This is a genomic window from Sphingobacterium sp. UBA5789, from assembly GCF_002418355.1.
In the GTDB taxonomy this organism is placed as follows: domain Bacteria; phylum Bacteroidota; class Bacteroidia; order Sphingobacteriales; family Sphingobacteriaceae; genus Sphingobacterium.
In genome coordinates this window covers 93,580-114,266 of record NZ_DIDX01000006.1, presented here as the reverse complement: position 1 = coordinate 114,266, position 20,687 = coordinate 93,580, and the positions used below count along the sequence as shown (strand labels likewise).

Below are 20,687 nucleotides of genomic sequence, written 5' to 3'. Positions count from 1 at the left end.
ATCAGTCTGTATTTAAGGCTATGGTAAACAAAATAGTCAGTACGACGCCAATAACAACAAGATAAACGCCGATGTCAAAAAATAAGGCTGAACCGATCATACCGATGACGGGAATCTTTTGCTCAATCCAAAGCCCTGTCATTGGAGGTTTACCGAAGAGCAGCGGTGCGACCATACTAAGACTGGATATCCCCAGACCTATAGGGATCAGGGAAAGAGGTTTGTAACGAAGTATTTTCATGGTTTGCTCTGTTCCGTAAGCAAAGCTATGTAATACAAAAGCTATCGATGCCACAAGGCCACCCACAAAGCCTCCTCCGGGAAAATAGTGCCCTCTCAATAAAAGAAAAACAGAAAACAACAATAAGATAGGAAGCAGATATTTGGATGCTGTCTGTAAAATTATACTTTTCATATCTATTCTTTTTCTGAAGATTTTAACCTTAATTTCAATAAACTGTATACTCCTAAAGCTGCAATGGCCAATACAATAGTTTCAAACATGGTATCGATACCTCTGTAGTCCACCAGAATGACATTTACCACATTTTTACCCTTTGCCATCAGATAGGCATTAGCACCATAAAAATCACTCACGACAGTATCTACAGGTTCCTGTAATACTTTGAGCGCAATCATGGAAAGTAATGCGCCAAAGGAAAGGGCGACTATCGCATCACGGATAAGTACTTTTGGTCCCATATAATTCATAAATACCGGCAGCTTATAGAGGACCAGAACAAATAGTACGGTAGATAGCGTATCGATCGTAAACTGGGTCATAGCGAGATCCGGAGCACTGTAAATCACAAACAGAAGACAGATACAATACCCGATCACACTCATAGACACAACAGCAGTTAAACGGGATGAAGTGCTGACGACAAGATAAAGGGCTCCGATCAGAATAAGTACTATAGAGACTTCATATATACTTATCGCAGACAATTTGCTGTAATCAATATAAATCGGCCCGCTCAGATATAATTTATAAGCGAGTAAAGCCTCTGCAAACAGAATAATTTTTAAGTGATAGGAACGCAAAAAACCGTTATGCAGCGTCTGTGTATAGCGATTTGAAAAGGCTACAAAACCATTTCCAAAACGGTTGAATAAAGTCTGTGGTGCGAGTACATTTAGTTTTTCAACCTTTAATAACTTACTGTTGCTGGGTTTATTGATCAGGTAGAGAATAGTACCCAATGCTAACGTCAGCAGACTTAGAATAAGAACAGTATTAAAGCCGTGCCATAGTTTCAGATGAACTTCCACGGCACCTCCGAAGATACTGGATGCAGTCTGTTGGGTAAGTATATGTCCAATCCATTCCGGATAGATACCCAGCAGCAATCCTAAAACGGCTAATACCAGAGGTGGGATCCACATCGATTTGTAAGGTAAATGAAGATCTTTAAATTGATCCGGAAGTTTTCCTGCAAAAGGTTTTATTCCAGCCATAAATCCGGCTGCAACGAGGCCAATATTCGTGACTACTGCGGCTATTGTTACAAAAAGAGCTAATTGGGTATCGAATTTCAAGGTAGCATCATAAATAAGATCTTTGCCTATAAAACCAAGAGTAAGCGGCATTCCGGCACTGGAAAGAGAAGCTAAGAGACCCGCAACAGCTACCGGAAATAAAACTTTTCTTAATCCCTGTAACTTACTGAGGTCTCGTGTGCCGGTTTCATGATCGATAATCCCCGTAATCAGGAATAACGTTGCTTTATACAAAGCATGTACCAGTAGAAATACTGCAGCGGCTATAATGGCCTCTTTTGTTCCCATACCTAACAGAAAGGTCAATATGCCTAATGCGGAGATAGTAGAATAGGCCAGCACCCCTTTCATATCTACTCTGAAGAGGGAATGTATAGCGCCATATAGCATGGTAATACCACCTATGATGAGAAGCGGATAAGTCCAGTATTCCGTACCACCCAGAATAGGGAAGAAACGTGCCAGTAAATAAATACCGGCCTTTACCATAGTCGCAGAGTGCAGGTAAGCGGAAACAGGAGTCGGAGCCTTCATGGCACCCGGTAACCAAAAATGAAAAGGAAATTGCGCTGATTTGGTAAAAGCACCTATAAATATAAGTCCCAGTATAAGCGGATATAAGGGATGCTCAATAATTAAGGAGCGCTTATCCACTAATTCTGAAATAGTATAGGTATCTGCAATATTTCCAATTAAAGTAAGTCCGGCCAGTAGAAAGAATCCGCCTAATCCGGTAATGCTGAGTGCTGTCAGCGCACTTTTTCGGGAATCACTTTGCTCATTGTTGAAGCCTATCAGGAAAAAAGAGCTGATACTTGTCAGTTCCCAAAAGATAAACAGCAGGAAAATATTGTCAGAGAGCACCACCCCGAGCATGGCAGCCATGAAAAGGCATAGAAATCCAAAAAAGCGGTCAAAATTAGGGTAGCCTTTGAGGTAGGAGCGTGCGTACAGGAAAATGGCTGTACCGATCCCTGTAATCAGAAATGTAAAAAGCAGGGATAACCCATCCAGACGAAACTGAAAGTCAACTCCAAGAGACGGTACCCATGAAATGTGCTGCTGAATAATATTTCCATCAACTATAGCTGCTGTATACTGGAGGAAATATAGAAATAAGATGCAAGGCAAAAAAGCGAGAATAAAACCCCATTTGGATTTCAGAAATCTCCCAAACGGAACAATAAGGCTCGATGTTATTAGTCCTGATAAAACGGCAAATAGCATTTAGTCTTTGTTTTAAAGTATTACTTAGGGAAACAAAATACTAAATTTTTGTCGAAAAATCAGGCTTTTATTGCGTTTTTTACAAAAAAGCGAGACAATATTTGTTGCCTCGCTTTTTTTTGTACTATTTCTTAAGTTTTTCAGCTCCTTCTACGATTGTCTGGACAATGTTAGGATCCTGTAATGTAGAGATATCCCCAAGGTTTGATACTTCTCCTTCTGCAATTTTGCGAAGGATACGTCTCATGATCTTTCCTGATCTGGTTTTTGGAAGCTCAGGTACAAACTGTATAATGTCCGGTTTGGCAATCGCTCCGATGATACGTGTAATAGTCTGTAGAATATCCTGACGAGTACTGTTTTCATCTATATGATGATTTGCAATAACAAATGCATAAATACCTTGCCCTTTCACCGGGTGAGGGTATCCTACAATCGCAGACTCGACCACATCAGAGTGCATATTGATGGCATTTTCTACTTCTGCAGTACCTATTCGGTGTCCCGAAACATTTAAGACATCATCAACACGACCTGTAATTTTATAATATCCTTCAGGGCTACGGTAACATCCGTCTCCTGTGAAGTACATATTTTCGTAAGTAGAGAAATAGGTTTGACGACATCTCTCATGATCACCCCATGTTGTACGCAGCATACCCGGCCAAGGGAATTTGATACAAAGATTTCCGGAAACATCATTTCCTTCTATTTCTGTTCCGTTTTCGTCTACCAGCACCGGCTGTACACCTGGTAGCGGCAACATGGCATATCCCGGTATTGTAGGGGAGATACCCGCAATAGGAGTAATGAGGTGCCCTCCATTCTCTGTCTGCCACCAGGTATCTGCGATAGGAGCTTTACCTTTTCCGATTTTATCGTGAAACCAGTGCCATGCCTCTTCATTGATAGGCTCACCTACTGATCCAAGCTTTTTAATAGAAGAAAGATCCTTATTGTCCACAAACTGATCTCCGAAGGCCATCAGCGAACGGATTGCTGTGGGAGCAGTGTATAAAATGTTTACTTTAAACTTGTCTACAATATCCCAGTATCTGCCTGCATCCGGGAATGTAGGAATTCCTTCAAACATTAATGAGGTAGCGCCCTGTGATAAGGGGCCGTAGACGATGTAAGTATGTCCTGTGATCCAGCCGATATCTGCTGTACAGAAATAAACTTCTCCAGGTTGATACTGGAAAGTATTAGCAAAAGTGTATCCCGCATATACCATGTATCCGCCGGTCGTATGTACCACACCTTTAGGCTTTCCTGTAGATCCGGAAGTGTATAAAATAAATAAGGTATCCTCTGCATCCATTTCTTCTGCAGGACAGGCTGGATTTCCCTGTGTTTCCACTTTTTTGATTTCATCTTCCCACCACACGTCACGTCCTTTAATCATAGATACCGGTGTACGGGTTCTGGTAAGTACGATTACCCTTTCTACGGACTTACATTGCATCAATGCATCATCTACAATCCTTTTCAGTTCAATGGTTTTATTTCCCCGGAAACTGCCATCAGATGTGACGACCAGTTTACACTCGGCATCTGTAATACGATCTGCAATAGACTGAGCTGAAAATCCTCCGAATACAACAGAGTGAATAGCTCCTATGCGAGCACAGGCCAATACAGCGATAACCAGCTCCGGAACCATCGGCAGATAAATACAGACACGGTCTCCCTTACTGACATTGTTATTCTTAAGAACATTCGCAAATTGCTCTACTTTAGCAAGCAATTGCTTGTATGAAAGGATACGGTGTGCTTCATTCGGATCATTTGGTTCCCAGATAATAGCAGGTTTGTCTCCAAGGTTGTAAATATGACGATCCAGGCAGTTTTCTGTGATATTAACTTTTCCTCCCTCAAACCATTTAATCTTTGGCTCTTTAAAATTCCAGTCCAGCACATTTGTCCATTTACGTTTCCAGAAGAAATTTTCAGCTACCCCCGCCCAGAATTCTTCCGGATTTTCTACACTTTTTTTGTAGACATCCTGATATTCTTCAAATGATTTAATTTGTAGACTCATATTATTTTTTGGTTTATACTTAATTATATTTGTCCACTTATCGGTATCGGACAAATATTTATTCAATTTGTCCATTTTGGATAAATGAAGCACTAATTTACTTTTTTTGCAACGAAATATCAATTTTTAAAACCCTAATGCCGAAATTTATGTGTCCATATAACACAATTGTTATAGGTGCATTAAGAAATAGGCTGAGCCTTATGAAATTTTTCAGACAACTGTTTTACATATCTATATATACCAATCTGCTTATTGCATTGGCAGCGATGGCACAGTGTGCACTGACATATTATGTCTTCAGCCAACCAATGGATTATGCCATTATACTGGTAGAGGGAGCTGCCACCTTAATGCTTTACAATTTTAGTTTAGTATGGTCCAAACCCAAAAATCCACTAGAATCCAGATTCGCACGTACCCGGTGGGTGTTTGGGAATGAATGGGTGTTATGGCTCAATACAGTTTTAGCAGGAGGAATATTGTTATACTGTCTTTTTCAGATACACTTTAATTCCTTTCTATTCTTGGGTGTTATCGGCCTGCTGAGTGTGTTATATGGTTTTCCGGTATTTCGATATCAGGGACGCAGAGTAGGGTTAAGACAATTACCGGGAGCAAAAATTTTCCATATAGCCTTAGTTTGGGTCTGTAGCAGTGTTATCCTTCCATACATTGAATTGTTCAGCAGTGGGATTATGATCGATATACAACTGTTAGCAACATTAGCCGTATTAAAATTTCTTTTATTGATTATCTGTACTCTTCCTTTCGATATCCGGGATATTGCACAGGATTCGTATTACCATCTCAAAACCTTGCCCAACATGCTGGGGGAGAAAAAGGCAAAAAGACTGTGCTATACCTTACTTCTTATTCATATTACCTTGATCGCTATTACAGGCTATAACTCCCAAATTGTGCTGGGGTTGTTACTGACAGATATACTGATTGCCGCTTTTTTGAAATTTTTTGTTTTCCGGAAGGAAGGTCACTATCATTACGCCTACCTGTTGGATCTCAGCCTGATATTACAGTTTGTGCTGGTATTTTTAACTGTAAGCCTGCTTTAATGCTTATTTTAAGAATGCCACTACCTTATCTGCAACGACTGCAGACAGTTTATAATAACTGTCAAAAGTCCATCCAGCAACATGGGGACTGACCAGTACATTGTCCCGGTTCATCAGATCCTCAAACCAGGGTTGCTCGCCAAGGGAAGGGAATTTCTCTAGCGGTAGAACATCAAATGCTGCGGCAATGATCCGGCCGCTGTCAAGATTTTTCAATACAGCAGGAATATCAACAATACCCCCTCTTGCACCCATCAAAAAGAAAATTGGCTTTCTGAAGTGGAATAAATATTCCTGATCTACCATACCTTTGGTTTCTCGGGTCAATGGAATATGGAAACTCAACACATCTGCATATTTAACGACTTCTTCCATAGAGACTTCTCTGGCGTATTCGTCCGAAAATCCGGTTTTATATTTGTCATAAGCAATTACATTGACTTCAAATCCGGATAGTTTTTTTGCCATTGCCTGTCCGTTATTACCATACCCGATCAATGCTACAGTTCTGCCTTTCAGTTCATAACCGCGATTTTCTTCACGCAGCCATTGCCTGTTTTTTATCTGCTGATGGCCACGGTTAAGATGGTTCATAAGGCTAAGGAGCATGCCTGTCATATGTTCACCTACAGCATCGCGGTTCCCTTCGGGAGCGTTGATCAGTATAATATTGCGTGAAGCAGCATATGCTTCATCAATATTGTCCATACCTGCCCCTGCCCGGGCAATAAAAGAAAGTCCGGGAGCAAGATCCATAAAAGCCTGATCTATCTGAAATTTTGAACGGATCACAAGTCCCGAGTATTCATTTATTTGCTTTTCAGCTTCAGTTCTTGTGATCTCCGGTTGGTAATCATATGCAATTCCGGCAGCTTTTAATTTTTCCAGTAAAACTTCATGTACGTCATCGACGATTAAAACTTTCGTACTCATCTTTTATTATTTATTTCCATGAAATCAACATTCAATAACTTGTTCAGTTTGTACTGCTGAAGATTTTCCGGAAGAATTTTCATTAAAAAATTACGCATGGCTATCAGAGCAGGGTTTTGCCATTGTGCAACTTGACCGATAGTCCAGGACGTTTCGGTAATATATCGTGTTCTGGATAATCTTCGTTTTTCGAAATCCAGAAAAGCCTGCGCGATAGTTTTGTCTTTCTTCAGTTCGTCTATAAGTACAGCTACATCCTCAATAGCCTGACAGGCACCTTGCCCCATATTGGGAGTGGTTGCATGTCCGGCATCACCCATTAGCAGTATGTTTCCGAAAGCTAGCTGATTCAATGGTTTGATATCTATAATATCGTTCCATATCAGCTGGCTATTCTCTGTTTCGTTTAATATCTCAGGTATGGGATGGTGATAAGAAGCAAAATGTTGTCGCAGATTTTCTATATTCCAGTTTCTGTAAACCGGATTATTAGCTTTTGTATTGATACAGGCATACCAGTAAATTTTGTTTCCCACCAGTGGGGTCATACCGAATCTGCCTTTAGCTCCCCAGGTTTCAGATCCCTTGCCAAGCTGTATAGTCGAATTGTCTATTGTGGCCCGCCAGCAGGTATATCCGGAGTATCGTGGTGCAGAAGAGGGAATCAGCTGCTGTCTTAAAGCCGATTTGACACCATCAGCAATCAGCAGATAGTCTGTCTCCACAGTATGTCCATTGTCAAAAGTTAGGATAATCTTTTCCTGGTGTTGTTGCAGTTGGACTGCCCGATAACCGAGCTGCAACGATGAAGGTTCTATTTTAGAAAGGAGATATTGATGAAGATCCGCCCGATGGATTGCAAAATTGTCCTGTTTGTAGCGTTGCGAAATGGAAGAGGTATCCGGTGCAACCAGTATCTGTCCTTTTTCATCCAGAATATTATAATCCGGCAGCAGATGCCCGAGAGCCATCACTTCAGTCCGTAGTCCAAGATACTCTAAGGCCTTCATGGCATTTGCCGCAAGACCAAATCCAGCTCCGATTCCTTTTAGTACAGGAGCACCTTCATAAACAGTAGCTTGCATGCCGATTTTCTGCAGACCAATTGCTGCTGTCAATCCGGCTACACCTCCACCAATAATTGTAAAGTGCTTCATAGTACTTTTTTTTAATTCACAGCGGAAATTTCGTTAGTCAATTGAACAAAATCTTCAACAGATAAGCGTTCAGCCCGTAGTTCATACAATGGATTGTCCGACATTTTATCTTTTGGAACAACTCCCGAAAGAGAATTACGTAGAGTCTTGCGTCGCTGATTGAATCCTGCTTTGACCACTCTCCAGAATAGTTTTTCATCACAATCCAGCTCTTCTCTCTCATTGCGTGTCATGCGGATGACACCGGAAAGTACTTTAGGAGGAGGAGTAAAGGCTCCTGCCTTAACGGTAAACAGGTATTCAACATGGTAATAAGCCTGCAGAAATACACTTAGGATACCATATTCTTTACTTCCTGCTTTGGCGGTACAGCGCTCGGCTACTTCTTTTTGAAACATGCCAGTCATTTGGACCACACGTTGCCGTTCATCCAGTATCTTAAAAAGAATCTGAGAGGAAATGTTGTAAGGAAAATTCCCGATTACAGCCATTTTTGGTCCGAAATATTTTGAAAAATCCAATGCTAAGAAATCACCATGAATCAAGCGATCTCCTAATTCCGGATATTTATCTGCTAAAAATTCGATAGATTCGTCATCTACATCAATTAAATAAGTCTGGTATTCGGATTTCTGAAGCAGAAAATCGGATAATACGCCCATTCCCGGACCTACTTCAAGTACTTGTGAAAAGCCCAATTTAGGATCTAAAGCATCCACAATCTTCTGTGCTGCATTTTTGTCGTTTAAAAAGTGTTGTCCTAAATGTTTTTTTGCTCTTACTGTACTCATATTAATCTCTTTGTGACAAAGATAATCATCTTAGGGATGTGATAGGTCAAAAAACGTTTTTATTAATAGGCATAGTAGGGTTGGTTTATATAGAAACAGCCTTTGGCTGATAACCAAAGGCTGTTAAGTAAAGTGGTGGAGATTACCGGATTCGAACCGGTCACCTCTTGCCTGCCAGGCAAGCGCTCTAGCCAAATGAGCTAAACCCCCCAATCGAGAGCGTGAAGATTGTAAAATTTTATTACTACTCAAAATTTATTTTAACAAAAGGCGGGAAAGATCTGTAAATAGAACAAAAAAGCAGTATGACAGCCATTCTTTCCTGTTAAAATTCTGCTTTAAATAAAACCATTATAAAAATAAAACGTTAGATAACCTGTGTTTTACCCTAAGATTTGACATTATTTTTCATTATTTTTGAAGCATTAAAGTAAATAATTATGCGTGAGAAACTAAAGATTGGGATTTCTATTGGTGATGTTAACGGAGTTGGCCTTGAAGTAATTATCAAGTCATTAATGGATAATCGGGTTTTAGAATTCTTCACTCCGATTGTTTATGGCAATACTAAAGTTGCTTCATTTCATCGTAAAGCTATCGGAATAAACGATTTTAGCTTTAATGTGATCAATGAACCTGATCAGGCAAATCCGAAACGTGCAAATATGATCAACTGCTGGCAGGAAGATGTAAAGATTACACTTGGAGAAGAAAATGAAACTGGCGGTAAATATGCTTTTTTATCATTAGAAAAAGCTGTTGAAGATCTGAATGCAGGTAAAATAGATGCTTTAGTGACTGCTCCGATTAATAAACATAATATCCAGCAGGAAGGATTCCAATTCCCGGGACATACAGAATATCTGCAGGCAAGGACAAATGCGGATGATGTATTGATGTTTATGATCAGTGAAGAGCTTAGGGTAGGAGTAGTGACGGGACATATTCCGGTTCATGAAGTTTCTGCTGCTATTAAAGAAGATGCAATCCTGCATAAATTAAGGATGATGAATGAGAGTCTGAAAACAGACTTTTGGATTCAAAAACCCAAAATTGCAGTGTTAGGACTTAATCCTCATGCCGGTGATAACGGATTAATAGGCACAGAGGATCGTGATATTATCCGGCCTGCAGTAGAAAAGGCGAATGAAGAAGGGATTTTCTGTTTCGGACCTTACCCGGCAGATGGTTTTTTTGCCAGTGACACTTATACCAAATTTGATGCGGTACTGGCTATGTACCATGATCAGGGACTTATTCCGTTCAAACATATTGCATCAAGAACCGGTGTCAATTTTACAGCAGGCTTACCGATTGTGCGGACTTCTCCGGATCATGGTACAGGATATGATATTGCAGGTAAGAATGTCGCATCTCATGATTCCTTTATGGAAGCCCTTTTTACAGCTGTCCATATTGTGGAGCGTCGTCGCGAGCAAGCTGAACTAACGGCTAATCCGTTGGCCTTCCGTAAGCTGAGCAAAGACCGCGACTAATATTTTTTGACACTGACTTTATCACTACGCTTCGTAAACAGTCTTGTTTGCCGGGCGTGCTGATTTATAATAAAATTCCTTACTTTTGCAGACTTAATGGTTTTTGAGAACCGTGGCAAGCTATGAGTGACAATTTACAACATCCGATTTTCTCCCTTATCAAAGATTTAGCACAACAAACTAGTACCGAATGCTATGTTATCGGAGGATATGTACGCGACCGAATAATGGGGAGACCATTCAAGAATGATGTGGATATTGTTGTGATAGGAAGTGGAATCGAGTTTGCTGATAAACTAGGAGAGAAGTTGAAAACGAAAGTGACTGTATACAAAAGTTTTGGTACAGCAATGTTAGTGTACGACGGATTGAATATTGAATTTGTAGGCGCGCGCAAAGAGTCCTATCGTTCTGATTCCCGAAAACCAATAGTAGAAAACGGAACGCTGGAAGACGATCAGAATCGCCGTGATTTTACTATTAATGCTATGGCGTATTCATTGAATGCTTATAACTATGGAGCTTTACTTGATCCGTTCAACGGCATAGAAGATATTGCACAGCGTATTATTCGCACACCACTCGCTCCTCATGAAACTTTTTCTGACGATCCGTTAAGAATGATGCGTGCTATTCGTTTTGCTTCCCAGTTAGGATTCAAGATTGATATTCAAACAATCGAAGCTATATATAATACCCGTGAACGGATCAGCATTATTTCAAAAGAACGGATTACGGATGAGTTGAATAAAATTATTCTGTCAGACAAACCTTCTGTTGGTTTCAAATATCTGTTTGATACAGGACTTCTGGAGCTTGTATTTCCGGCCATGTATCAATTACATGGCGTGGATATCGTAGAAGGTAAAGGGCATAAAGACAATTTTTACCATACATTGGAAGTCTTGGATAATGTTGCTGAATACAGCGATGATCTGTGGCTGAGATGGGCAGCTATTATGCACGATATTGCAAAGCCTGCCACCAAGCGATTTGATAAAAAACTAGGCTGGACATTTCATGGTCATGAAGATAAAGGTGCCCGAATGGTTCCAAAATTATTTGCAGAACTCAAATTGCCCCTGCATGATAAGATGAAATTCGTTCAGAAACTGGTGCTTCTGCATTTGCGTCCTATCGTTTTGGCCAAAGATATTGTTACAGATTCTGCGGTCAGACGTCTGTTGTTCGAAGCAGGGAATGATATTGATGCGCTCATGCTCCTATGTCATGCAGATGTGACAACAAAGAATGAGTACAAGAAGAAAAAGTACAGAGAAAACTTTGAACTTGTGAAGCAAAAACTCAAAGATGTCGAGGAACGCGATCAGATCCGCAACTGGCAGCCGCCTATTACCGGGGAAGATATCATGACCGTGTTCAATCTGGGACCAGGTAGAGAAGTAGGGAAAATCAAGAATGCAATCCGGGAAGCGATATTAGAAGGAGATATTACGAATTCGAAAGAGCAGGCTTATTATTTTATGCTGGAGCAGGCAAAACAGATGGGATTGGAAGCTAAGCGTAAGCTAGTACTATAATCTCATTTTTATTCAGAGAAATAAAATTGTAATTTTAGACTGCAATTCAATATAATAAAAATTAAAGATTTCACATAGTTACAGCAATGGCCATATACAGATTTAAAGTTACATTTGAAGACTACGAAGATGTTTATCGTGAGATTGATATGCTTTCAAAGCAGAGCTTTCTGGATTTACATAATGCAATACACAAAACCACGACTTACGAGACAGAGGTTTCATCTTCATTTTATGTCAGTAATGATCAATGGAAAAAGGGAACTGAAATCGCCCTTCTTCCTTCAGAAAGAAAGATTAGTGCAGATGTATTGTTGATGGAGAATATCCGCCTGAGTAAATTTATAGATGATCCTCATCAAAAATTTTATTATGTCTACAATTTTGACCGCCCGTACGACTTTCATGTTGAGTTAATCAAGATTCTGAAAGAGGAAGACGGAAAAGAATATCCGGTCGTATTCAAAACAGTGGGAGCAGCCCCTAAGCCATTAGGTGCTTTTGCAGCCCCTACTACTCCGTTGGATGAGGATGATGATACCGCAGATTATGAAGAAGAAACACAATATGGAGTAGATGAAGAAGATGACTACGACATGTTTGACGATGAAGAAAGTGAAGAAGGTGGAGAAGAAAAAGGCTCTTCAGGAGTCGAAGACGAATACTAAGTGAAACAAAAGACATTAATAGCCATAGTCGGTCCTACCGCAGTCGGGAAGACAGCTATGGCTATACAAATTGCACAATATTACAAGACGGAGATCCTCTCCGCAGACTCCAGGCAATTTTATAAAGAAATGTGTATAGGTACAGCTAAGCCTTCTAAAGAAGAGCTTGCAAGTGTACCTCATCATTTTGTGGATTCTCATTCCATCAGTGAAGAATACTCTGCAGGAGATTTTGAAAGAGATGCACTTGCTAAACTCGAAGAACTGTTTGTACATCACGATGTTGTCGTGCTGGTCGGAGGTTCGGGATTGTTTGTGAGGGCTGTATGTGAAGGTCTTGATAATCTTCCTAAACCTCTTCCCGGGATTCGGGAGGCGCTGAATGAGCGGTTTGATAGAGAAGGTATCGCAGTCCTGCAGGACTACCTTCAAGAGGTAGACCCTGTATATTTTTCTGAAGTAGATATTGACAATTCACAACGTGTTATTCGTGCGCTGGAGGTATATGAAAGTACAGGGAAGCCATTTTCTTTCTACCGTCAGCATACTGTTGCGAAGCGTCCCTTTAACATTATTACAGTTGCTCTGAATACCGACCGTGCAAAATTGTATAACCGTATTAATAAACGTGTAGAGCTGATGATGCAGGCAGGATTGGTAGAAGAAGTGAAAGGATTGATGCCTTACAGAGATAAACCCGCTTTGTTAACTGTTGGCTATGCAGAGATATTCGATTACCTGGCTTGTAAGATTTCATTGGAGGAAGCTGTTGATAAGATAAAGCAAAACTCCAGACGGTATGCCAAACGTCAGATTACATGGTTTAAGAAGGATACCGGCACGAGATGGTTTGAGCCGGATGATCAGGAAGGAATTATCAGTTATACAGATTCTTTAGTGTCCCGGTAAAAGTTGATACGAATTTGCAGATAAAATAAAAGGGAGAAANNTTTCTCCCTTTTATTTTATCTGCTGTATGATGCTTAAACAATCAGATTCCAGCCAAACGGATCTTCAATTTTTCCATAGCGAAGATCATTCAGATAGCTCAATACCTTGTTTGAAAACTCACGATTCTCAACCGCAGGCAGTTCATACAATTCACCGTTAAATCCGATAGTAGATATAGGTGTTAAAGTAGCAGCTGTTCCTGCAGCGAATGCATCCGTAACGATTCCTTCTTTGATTCCGTCAATCAATTCCTGTACAGAGACATGGCGTTGCTCTGCTTTATATCCCCAGTGTTGAGCCAGTTCAATGATAGTACGTCTTGTCACTCCATGTAAGATAGTGTCATCATGAGGAGTGATAATGGTATCACCTATACGGAATACCAGATTCGCCGTACCCGCTTCTTCAATATATTTATGTTCTTTGGCATCTGTCCAGATTAACTGATCAAAGCCTTCATCATTTGCCAGGCGTGTAGGATAAAGAGATAATGCATAGTTACCGGCATTTTTTGAAAATCCCACACCACCCTGTGCTGCACGGGTATAATGAGTCTCTACCTTTAACTTTAGAGGTTTATTATAGTATGCTCCTACCGGACAAGTAATAATAATGAATTTATATGTCGCAGAAGGATGAACACCTAATGCCGCTTCAGTACCAAACATAAAAGGTCTGATGTAAAGGGAAGTTCCTTCTACATTCGGCACCCAGTTTTTGTCAACTTGTAACAGTTTCTTTAATCCACCTATAAAGATTTCTTCCGGTACTTCCGGCATCTCCAGTCTGGCTGCTGATTTATTGAAGCGTTCCAGGTTCTTTTCCGGACGGAAAATACTGACCGTTCCGTCTTCAAATTTATAGGCTTTGATTCCTTCAAAAATAGCTTGTCCGTAATGTAATGCAGACATGGAAGGGCTAATAGTCAGGTCTCCGAATGGGACGACACTCACATCTGTCCATTCTCCGTTTTCATATTCAGCCACCAACATGTGGTCTGAAAAATATTTTCCAAATTTTAGATTGTTAAAATCTACCTGCGAGAGTCTTGATTGTTGCGTTGGCTCTACGCGAATGGAATGTGTTTCTGTCGCGCTCATCTTTAAAATTTATTTCTTAGGCTAATGTAAGGAAAAGAAACACAGGATGAAAGTTCTGGCCCTTAATTTTTTGAGAATGAAAAGAACTACTGGCTCTGGATTTAATGTTTAGATTTAAAAATATTATTTTTTTTAAAACAAAACCCGATCTCCCGTTGTTACATTTCAGCATAGCCGGTGCTGAGTTTTCAGAGTCCGCTTGTTTTGTAGAAGATCAGTCTGATTGATCTGAACTATAACATCAATTATTAATGCCAAATATTTCATCTATGAAAAACAATTCAGGTAATAAAATAGAGCAGGTCGGGATGATCAGGTTTATTTTAGGATTTTTTGTATACCTCTATCGGGTAGCCATAAAACCTTAATCAGCTGTGTCAGGTTTCCCAAACTGACAGAGCAGAAATTGAACATTTCTTATCTAACTTCTTTGAACGAAAATGAAATTAATCTTGTATAATAGATTAAATGTTTATTTTTGGTTGTAACCTATTGATAACTAATATGGTAAATCGGGAAAATAGTCGGAGGGATGCTCGGGATATAGAGCTTTCCTTTAGAGATTCGCCTATCAGGAGTACAGTTCTGATATTGAAATTTATATATGGTTTTTTAACCTATCTGGTTGCGGTCATTTTCAGACGAGCCTGAGGTTATTTCCCCATTAACTTCAGTATTGGCTCCAGATATTCTCTGTTATTGGATAATCGGGGTACTTTATTCTGTCCACCAAGTTTATCTCTTGATTTCATCCACCCGAAAAAGGTGTGTTCAGGGGCATTATGGATAATCGGGAAAGCTAAAGCCATGTTTTTGAATCTTTTGGCCTCATAATCTGAGTTGACAGATTTTAATGTATCGTCCAGAATCTGACAGAAGTGCTCGAAGTTGTCGGGTTGTTGTTCGAATTCAATAATCCACTCATGTGCTCCCGCTTCTCCGTCTTTGAAATACACTGGTCCGGCTGTATAATCTTTTACAATAGCATGTGTCCGTTCGCAAGCTTTATTAACAGCCATTTCTGCATTATCAACGATGACTTCTTCTCCGAATGTATTAATGTATTGCTTTGTTCTGCCCGATACTTGTATACGATATGGAGAAAGATCCGTAAACTTGATTGTATCTCCGATCATATATCTCCACAATCCAGCATTGGTAGAAATAATCAATGCATAGTTTTTTCCGATCTCGACCTGATCCAGACTTAGGGTCTTCGGATGTTCATCATGCAGATTCTCAATAGGTAAAAATTCGTAGTAAACCCCGTAATCTAACATCAGTAGCAGATCATCCGAATCAGAACGATCCTGAAGAGCAAAATAGCCTTCAGAAGCATTGTAATTCTCCAGATAATACATGTTCTCTGAAGGTATCAGTTTTTTGAACTGTTCACGATACGGTTTGAAACTGACTCCGCCATGGCTGTAAAATTCAAGATTAGGCCAGACTTCCAGTAAATTGTTCTTTCCTGTGATTTCCAGTATTCTTTTTGCCATAACTACATTCCAGGTCGGAACTCCGGCCAGACTGGTTACATTTTCCTTAATCGTGATATTGGCGATATTTTCAATTTTTTCTTCAAAATTAGGATTAAGAGTCACCTCCGTATTCGGGGTTCGCTTGAACTCTGCCCAGAATGGAAGATTTCGAATCAGAATAGAGGACAGATCTCCGTAGTAGGAATCTGAGTTGAAGCTGTTAATCTGAGAACTGCCTCCCAATACTACAGATTTGCCGGTGAAAAGTTTGTTTTCCGGTCTGTTGTGGCAATAGATAGAAAGCATATCTTTTCCTCCCTGATAGTGACATTCTTCCAGCGCTTCTTCACTGACGGGGATAAATTTACTTTTATCGGCTGTAGTACCTGAAGATTTTGCAAACCACTTAATATCAGATGGCCAAAGGATATTCTGTTCTCCTTTAATCATCCGGTCTACATAACCTTTAATCGAATCATAATCCTGGATAGGAACTCTTTCCTTAAACTCCTCAGGGGTAAGAATACTTTTATAATCATATTTCTTGCCCCATTCAGTTGCTTCGGCAGTTGATATCAGACTCTGAAACCACTCTTCCTGTACTTCATGCGGGTATTTGATGAAAAGGTCTATCTGATGCATCCTTTTCTTTAAAAACCAGGTGAAGAGTGAATTTAGTAATGCCATAGTCTATATCAGCGATTTAGAATATTATAGTTTTTTTCTTCTGAGCTCGAAATGACGGCCGAGGTAGAATTTACGGGCCAGTTCGTTATCTGCGATTTCTTCCGGTGTACCGGTTAACATAATTTTTCCTTCCGTCAGTAGATAAGCTCTGTCCGTGATGGACAATGTCTCCTGAACATTGTGGTCAGTAATCAGAATTCCGATATTCCGGGTTTTTAGTTTGGAGACAATCGTTTGGATTTCTTCCACGGCTATAGGATCTACCCCTGCAAAAGGCTCATCCAGCAGGATAAATGATGGATTAGCTGCTAAAGCACGGGCAATCTCAGTCCGCCGGCGCTCTCCTCCGGACAACAGGTCTCCTCTGTTCTTGCGAACACGGTGCAGACTGAACTCCGAAAGAAGTTCTTCCAGTTTCGCCAGACGCTCTTCCTTATTGGGGTAATGGATCTCCAGGACAGCCAGAATATTATTTTCTACAGACAGCTTTCGAAATACGGAAGCTTCCTGAGCCAGATAACCGATTCCTTTTTGCGCACGCTGATACATGGCATCGCTTGTGATTTCCTGATCGTCCAAAAATACATGACCTTCATTGGGTTTTATCAGCCCCACAATCATATAAAAAGAGGTGGTCTTTCCGGCTCCGTTCGGGCCTAATAAACCAACGATTTCACCTTGTTCCACATGAAAAGAAACATCATTCACAACGACACGTTGCTTATACTTCTTGATAAGATGTTCTGCTTTTAAGATCATGAATGTATGTATTTCAAAACTGATGCTTTACAAATATATTTAATATCGTATTGCTTTTATATTTAATTGCAAATTCTTCTTGCCCCTCCAGTTATTCTCTTCAATGACGTAGCAGATATCAAACGGTTTTCCGCTATTGATATGCGCAATATGTTCGGCTAATCCAAAGCCTATACAATCAAAGGCTGCCGAATCTTCCTGACGAATGGTCATTTTGATATGGTTGGTTCCTACAAGATACGCATTTCCGATGACAACCACTTTTTTAGTCAGAAAGATAGGAGCGTCATTTTGAGGCCCGAAAGGTTCAAATTGCTTTAAGATTTTGAAGAATCGGGATGTTATTTCCGATAATGGAATGGTAAGTTCGATCAGCACCTCCTGTTGCAGCATTTCAGGTTTAATAAGCGTATTAACAACGTCTTCAAATTTTTGCTGAAAAGAGCTGACATTTTCCAGCTTCATCGTCAGTCCGGCAGCGTATTTATGCCCTCCAAACTGATCCAGTAGGTCACTGCATTCACTCAAAGCTTCATACAGGTCAAATCCGATGACCGATCGCGCAGATCCGGCAACATGTCCGTTGGTCTGTGTCAGAATAATAGTAGGTCTGTAGTATTTTTCAGTAAGACGGGAAGCGACGATACCTATCACACCTTTGTGCCAGTCTGATTTGAACAATACTGTCGATTTGCGGGCTTTTAGATTTTCACTTTCATCGATCAGGGCTAACGCTTCTTCCGTAATTCTGAGATCAAAATCCTTTCGGACATTGTTTTGATCGTCAATGCTTTCGGAGAAATCTTTTGCCTCCTGCAGCGATTTGGATATGAGGAGTTTAACTGCATCCTTGGCGTGATCTATTCTTCCGGCTGCATTGATACGCGGCCCGATTTGAAAAACAATATCATTGACGGTAAAAGTCCCTGTTTTATTAGAGGACAGATTGATTAATGCCTGTAATCCACAGCAAGGATTGGTGTTCAGTTTCTGTAATCCGAAATGCGTCAATATCCTGTTTTCACCAGTTATAGGTACAATATCTGAAGCAATACTGACGGCTACCAAATCCAGAAACTGATAACATTGCTGGATATCCATTCCGTTTTTCTGGATAAAAGCCTGAATGATCTTGAAGCCTATCCCACATCCGGAAAGCTCCTTGTAAGGATAAGGGCAATCCTCCCGTTTGGGATCCAGCACTGCAATTGCATTCGGAAGAACATCTCCAGGTAAATGGTGGTCTCCTATAATAAAATCAACATTTCTGGCATTCGCATAATCGATTTTATCATTAGCTTTGATACCGCAATCTAAAGCTATAATTAAAGAAAATCCGTTCTCGGCCGCATAGTCAACGCCCTGCATGGATATACCATATCCTTCGGCATATCGATCCGGAATATAAAACTCTATACGGGAATGGAATTCTCTGAAAAAATTATAAACGACGGCTACTGCGGTTGTACCGTCAACATCATAATCTCCATAAATCAGAATTTTTTCATTATTACCGATCGCTTTTTCAATGCGGGAGATGGCAATGTCCATGTCTTTCATCAGGAAAGGATCATGAAGCTCTTCTAAAGATGGTCTGAAAAAGGTACGTGCCTGATCGAACGTTTCGATTTCACGGGCGATAAGCAATTCGGAAAGTACAGTACTGATACCTAATTCATCACTCAGTTTTATGACTTTGTTATGTTCAGATTTAGACTTCAGTACCCACCTTTTTTGCATATCTTTGCCTTGATTTAACGTGTAAATATACGTTTTGAAATGCTACTTACCTAATCTTTGGACAGTAACTCAAAATGTTAAAATCATAACTCCCATATTTCCAAGTATATAAATATGATACAGGCAAATTCGCTTTTTGAAGGCTCTTTTTCAGTTGATTCCTCTAAAAAATTTATTCCGTTTGATAAAAATAAGGACGATCCCAAAGACAGACCGGGATCTATGTTTGTGCATGTTCATCCCTTTCTGATTGAGTCTTCAGCAGGCTTGATTTTGTGTGATGCGGGATTGGGACAGACAGACAATGCCGGAAATCTGATTATCCATAATAATATACGCAGACTTGGTTTTGAACCATCAGATGTAAAATTTGTACTGATGTCCCATCTTCATAAAGATCATACAGGTGGTATGGTTGAATTTAAGGATGGTGTCGGACGGATTGCATTCCCTGAGGCCGAGTATATTGTGCAGCGTGGAGAATGGGAAGATGCCTTTAGCGGGAATTCTTCATCTTACAAGACGGATATCTTTGATGTGATTCAACGTAGCGGAAATCTGGTACTGGTAGAAGGGGACGGAATCGTGAATAATGAAATCAGTTATGAGCGAAATGGAGGACATACCCCTCATCATCAGGTTTTTCATATTGAAACGGGTGGTGAGCATTATTTCTTTGGTGGTGATGTACTTCCTGAGCCTGAAGAAATATTTCATAATTATATAGCAAAGTATGATTATGATGGCAGGAAAGCAAAAGATTTGCGTCAGGAATATTGGGAAGAAGGTGCTCCGAACGATTGGGTATTTCTGTTTTATCACTCCAAGAGTATAGCAGTAGGAAGAAGTCAGCAGAAAGAAGACGGTACCTACAAACTGGTGGAAGCCAGATAAGCGGTTTTATCCATCATAGGGTCATTTTGGTGTTTTTCAGGGTGATCCTGCACTATTTATCTTTAATTTTAAGCATTTTTTGGTTATATTTGTAATAAACGGGTCTTAAGTAAATGCCGTTTTATTACTTTTTTTTATCCCTAATCATTTACATTATGTCAATTGTAAGAGAATCTGATCTTATTGGTATTGGTAAAAAGTATCAAATAGAAACGGATGCTGGAGACAGTATGGTTGTAGTTATTCATGATGATGGTCGAAGAGAACTTTATCGTTATGATGCGGAAGAGAATGAGTCTCGCTGTGTGATGACCCTTACCGATGAAGAGTCAAGACAGGTTGCTGGTATTATAGGAGGATTATCCTACAAACCTAAGGCTTTAGAGACTATCGAAGTCGCATTAGATGACTTGATAATAGAATGGTACAAGGTCGTAGGGACAGATGTAAGCTGTAATAAAACAATCGGTGAACTGGCTGTCCGTAAAAATACAGGTGCCAGTATTATTGCGGGTATCAGAGATACGGATACAGTTATTAATCCAGGACCCGATTATGAAATCAGTCCGGGCACTACGTTGGTTATTGCCGGAAAACGGAGTAATATCAAAGCACTTAAAGAAATCCTACATTAATCACTAAATTCAC

17 protein-coding genes and 1 tRNA gene are annotated in these 20,687 nt (G+C 40.1%); 7 read left to right on the top strand and 11 right to left on the bottom strand.

All coding sequences use genetic code 11. The features are described 5' to 3' along the window. Position 1: 1 nt before the first annotated feature. The 3 genes from B4B65_RS16750 to acs all read right to left on the bottom strand — a co-directional run bounded on the left by B4B65_RS16750 (position 2) and on the right by acs (position 4,843). Positions 2-415, bottom strand: coding sequence for a Na+/H+ antiporter subunit B (locus tag B4B65_RS16750; protein WP_003000617.1), 414 nt, complete (start codon positions 413-415; stop codon positions 2-4). 2 nt (positions 416-417) lie between these two features. Then, positions 418-2,727 carry a putative monovalent cation/H+ antiporter subunit A gene (locus B4B65_RS16745; RefSeq protein ID WP_293917090.1) on the bottom strand — a complete coding sequence of 770 codons (2,310 nt, stop codon included), beginning with the start codon at positions 2,725-2,727 and terminating at the stop codon, positions 418-420. Between the two features lie 124 nt (positions 2,728-2,851). Continuing rightward, positions 2,852-4,843: an acetate--CoA ligase gene (gene acs / locus B4B65_RS16740; protein WP_201680623.1), complete on the bottom strand. Its 1,992-nt coding sequence runs from the start codon at positions 4,841-4,843 to the stop codon at positions 2,852-2,854. Positions 4,844-4,971: 128 nt separating this feature from the next. On the opposite strand from acs, the gene B4B65_RS16735 reads away from it, so the two are divergent. Then, a complete protein-coding gene (locus B4B65_RS16735; protein ID WP_293917087.1) occupies positions 4,972-5,841 on the top strand; it encodes a hypothetical protein in 870 nt (289 codons plus the stop codon). A 3-nt stretch (positions 5,842-5,844) separates the two neighbouring features. On the opposite strand, the gene B4B65_RS16730 is transcribed toward B4B65_RS16735, so the two are convergent. The 4 genes from B4B65_RS16730 to B4B65_RS16715 form a co-directional block, all read right to left on the bottom strand. Continuing rightward, on the bottom strand, positions 5,845-6,774 hold the full coding sequence (locus tag B4B65_RS16730; protein WP_293917085.1) for an NAD(P)-dependent oxidoreductase: 930 nt from the start codon (positions 6,772-6,774) through the stop codon (positions 5,845-5,847). Further along, positions 6,771-7,931: an FAD-dependent monooxygenase gene (locus tag B4B65_RS16725; protein ID WP_293917083.1), complete on the bottom strand. Its 1,161-nt coding sequence runs from the start codon at positions 7,929-7,931 to the stop codon at positions 6,771-6,773. The genes B4B65_RS16730 and B4B65_RS16725 overlap by 4 nt, the downstream gene beginning before the upstream one ends. An 11-nt stretch (positions 7,932-7,942) precedes the next feature. Beyond that, positions 7,943-8,722, bottom strand: a complete 780-nt coding sequence (gene rsmA, locus B4B65_RS16720) for a 16S rRNA (adenine(1518)-N(6)/adenine(1519)-N(6))-dimethyltransferase RsmA (RefSeq protein WP_201680619.1) — start codon at positions 8,720-8,722, stop codon at positions 7,943-7,945. A 133-nt stretch (positions 8,723-8,855) separates the two neighbouring features. After that, positions 8,856-8,932, bottom strand: a tRNA-Ala gene (locus B4B65_RS16715). A gap of 230 nt (positions 8,933-9,162) precedes the next feature. On the opposite strand from B4B65_RS16715, the gene pdxA reads away from it, so the two are divergent. The 4 genes from pdxA (at position 9,163) to miaA (ending at position 13,336) form a co-directional block, all read left to right on the top strand. Further along, positions 9,163-10,218 (top strand): 4-hydroxythreonine-4-phosphate dehydrogenase PdxA, encoded by a 1,056-nt coding sequence (gene pdxA / locus B4B65_RS16710; protein WP_293917081.1) that lies wholly within the window; start codon positions 9,163-9,165, stop codon positions 10,216-10,218. Between the two features lie 122 nt (positions 10,219-10,340). Beyond that, on the top strand, positions 10,341-11,759 hold the full coding sequence (locus B4B65_RS16705; RefSeq protein WP_293917079.1) for a CCA tRNA nucleotidyltransferase: 1,419 nt from the start codon (positions 10,341-10,343) through the stop codon (positions 11,757-11,759). Positions 11,760-11,845: 86 nt separating this feature from the next. Then, a complete protein-coding gene (locus tag B4B65_RS16700; RefSeq protein WP_201680616.1) occupies positions 11,846-12,427 on the top strand; it encodes an IS1096 element passenger TnpR family protein in 582 nt (193 codons plus the stop codon). After that, positions 12,428-13,336: a tRNA (adenosine(37)-N6)-dimethylallyltransferase MiaA gene (gene miaA / locus B4B65_RS16695; protein ID WP_293917076.1), complete on the top strand. Its 909-nt coding sequence runs from the start codon at positions 12,428-12,430 to the stop codon at positions 13,334-13,336. It begins immediately after the preceding gene. A gap of 74 nt (positions 13,337-13,410) precedes the next feature. On the opposite strand, the gene B4B65_RS16690 is transcribed toward miaA, so the two are convergent. From B4B65_RS16690 to recJ, 4 genes are all read right to left on the bottom strand, one after another. Then, complete coding sequence (locus B4B65_RS16690; protein WP_201680614.1) at positions 13,411-14,478, bottom strand: branched-chain amino acid aminotransferase; 1,068 nt, start codon at positions 14,476-14,478, stop codon at positions 13,411-13,413. Between the two features lie 653 nt (positions 14,479-15,131). Then, positions 15,132-16,646 carry a GH3 auxin-responsive promoter family protein gene (locus B4B65_RS16685; protein ID WP_293917073.1) on the bottom strand — a complete coding sequence of 505 codons (1,515 nt, stop codon included), beginning with the start codon at positions 16,644-16,646 and terminating at the stop codon, positions 15,132-15,134. A gap of 24 nt (positions 16,647-16,670) precedes the next feature. Beyond that, positions 16,671-17,405 (bottom strand): LPS export ABC transporter ATP-binding protein, encoded by a 735-nt coding sequence (gene lptB / locus B4B65_RS16680; protein ID WP_003000598.1) that lies wholly within the window; start codon positions 17,403-17,405, stop codon positions 16,671-16,673. Between the two features lie 39 nt (positions 17,406-17,444). Beyond that, positions 17,445-19,145, bottom strand: coding sequence for a single-stranded-DNA-specific exonuclease RecJ (recJ, locus tag B4B65_RS16675; RefSeq protein WP_293917070.1), 1,701 nt, complete (start codon positions 19,143-19,145; stop codon positions 17,445-17,447). A 114-nt stretch (positions 19,146-19,259) separates the two neighbouring features. On the opposite strand from recJ, the gene B4B65_RS16670 reads away from it, so the two are divergent. Further along, positions 19,260-20,039, top strand: coding sequence for an MBL fold metallo-hydrolase (locus B4B65_RS16670; RefSeq protein ID WP_201680611.1), 780 nt, complete (start codon positions 19,260-19,262; stop codon positions 20,037-20,039). Between the two features lie 155 nt (positions 20,040-20,194). Next, positions 20,195-20,674, top strand: coding sequence for a cation:proton antiporter regulatory subunit (locus B4B65_RS16665; protein WP_003000595.1), 480 nt, complete (start codon positions 20,195-20,197; stop codon positions 20,672-20,674). Positions 20,675-20,687 lie beyond the last annotated feature (13 nt).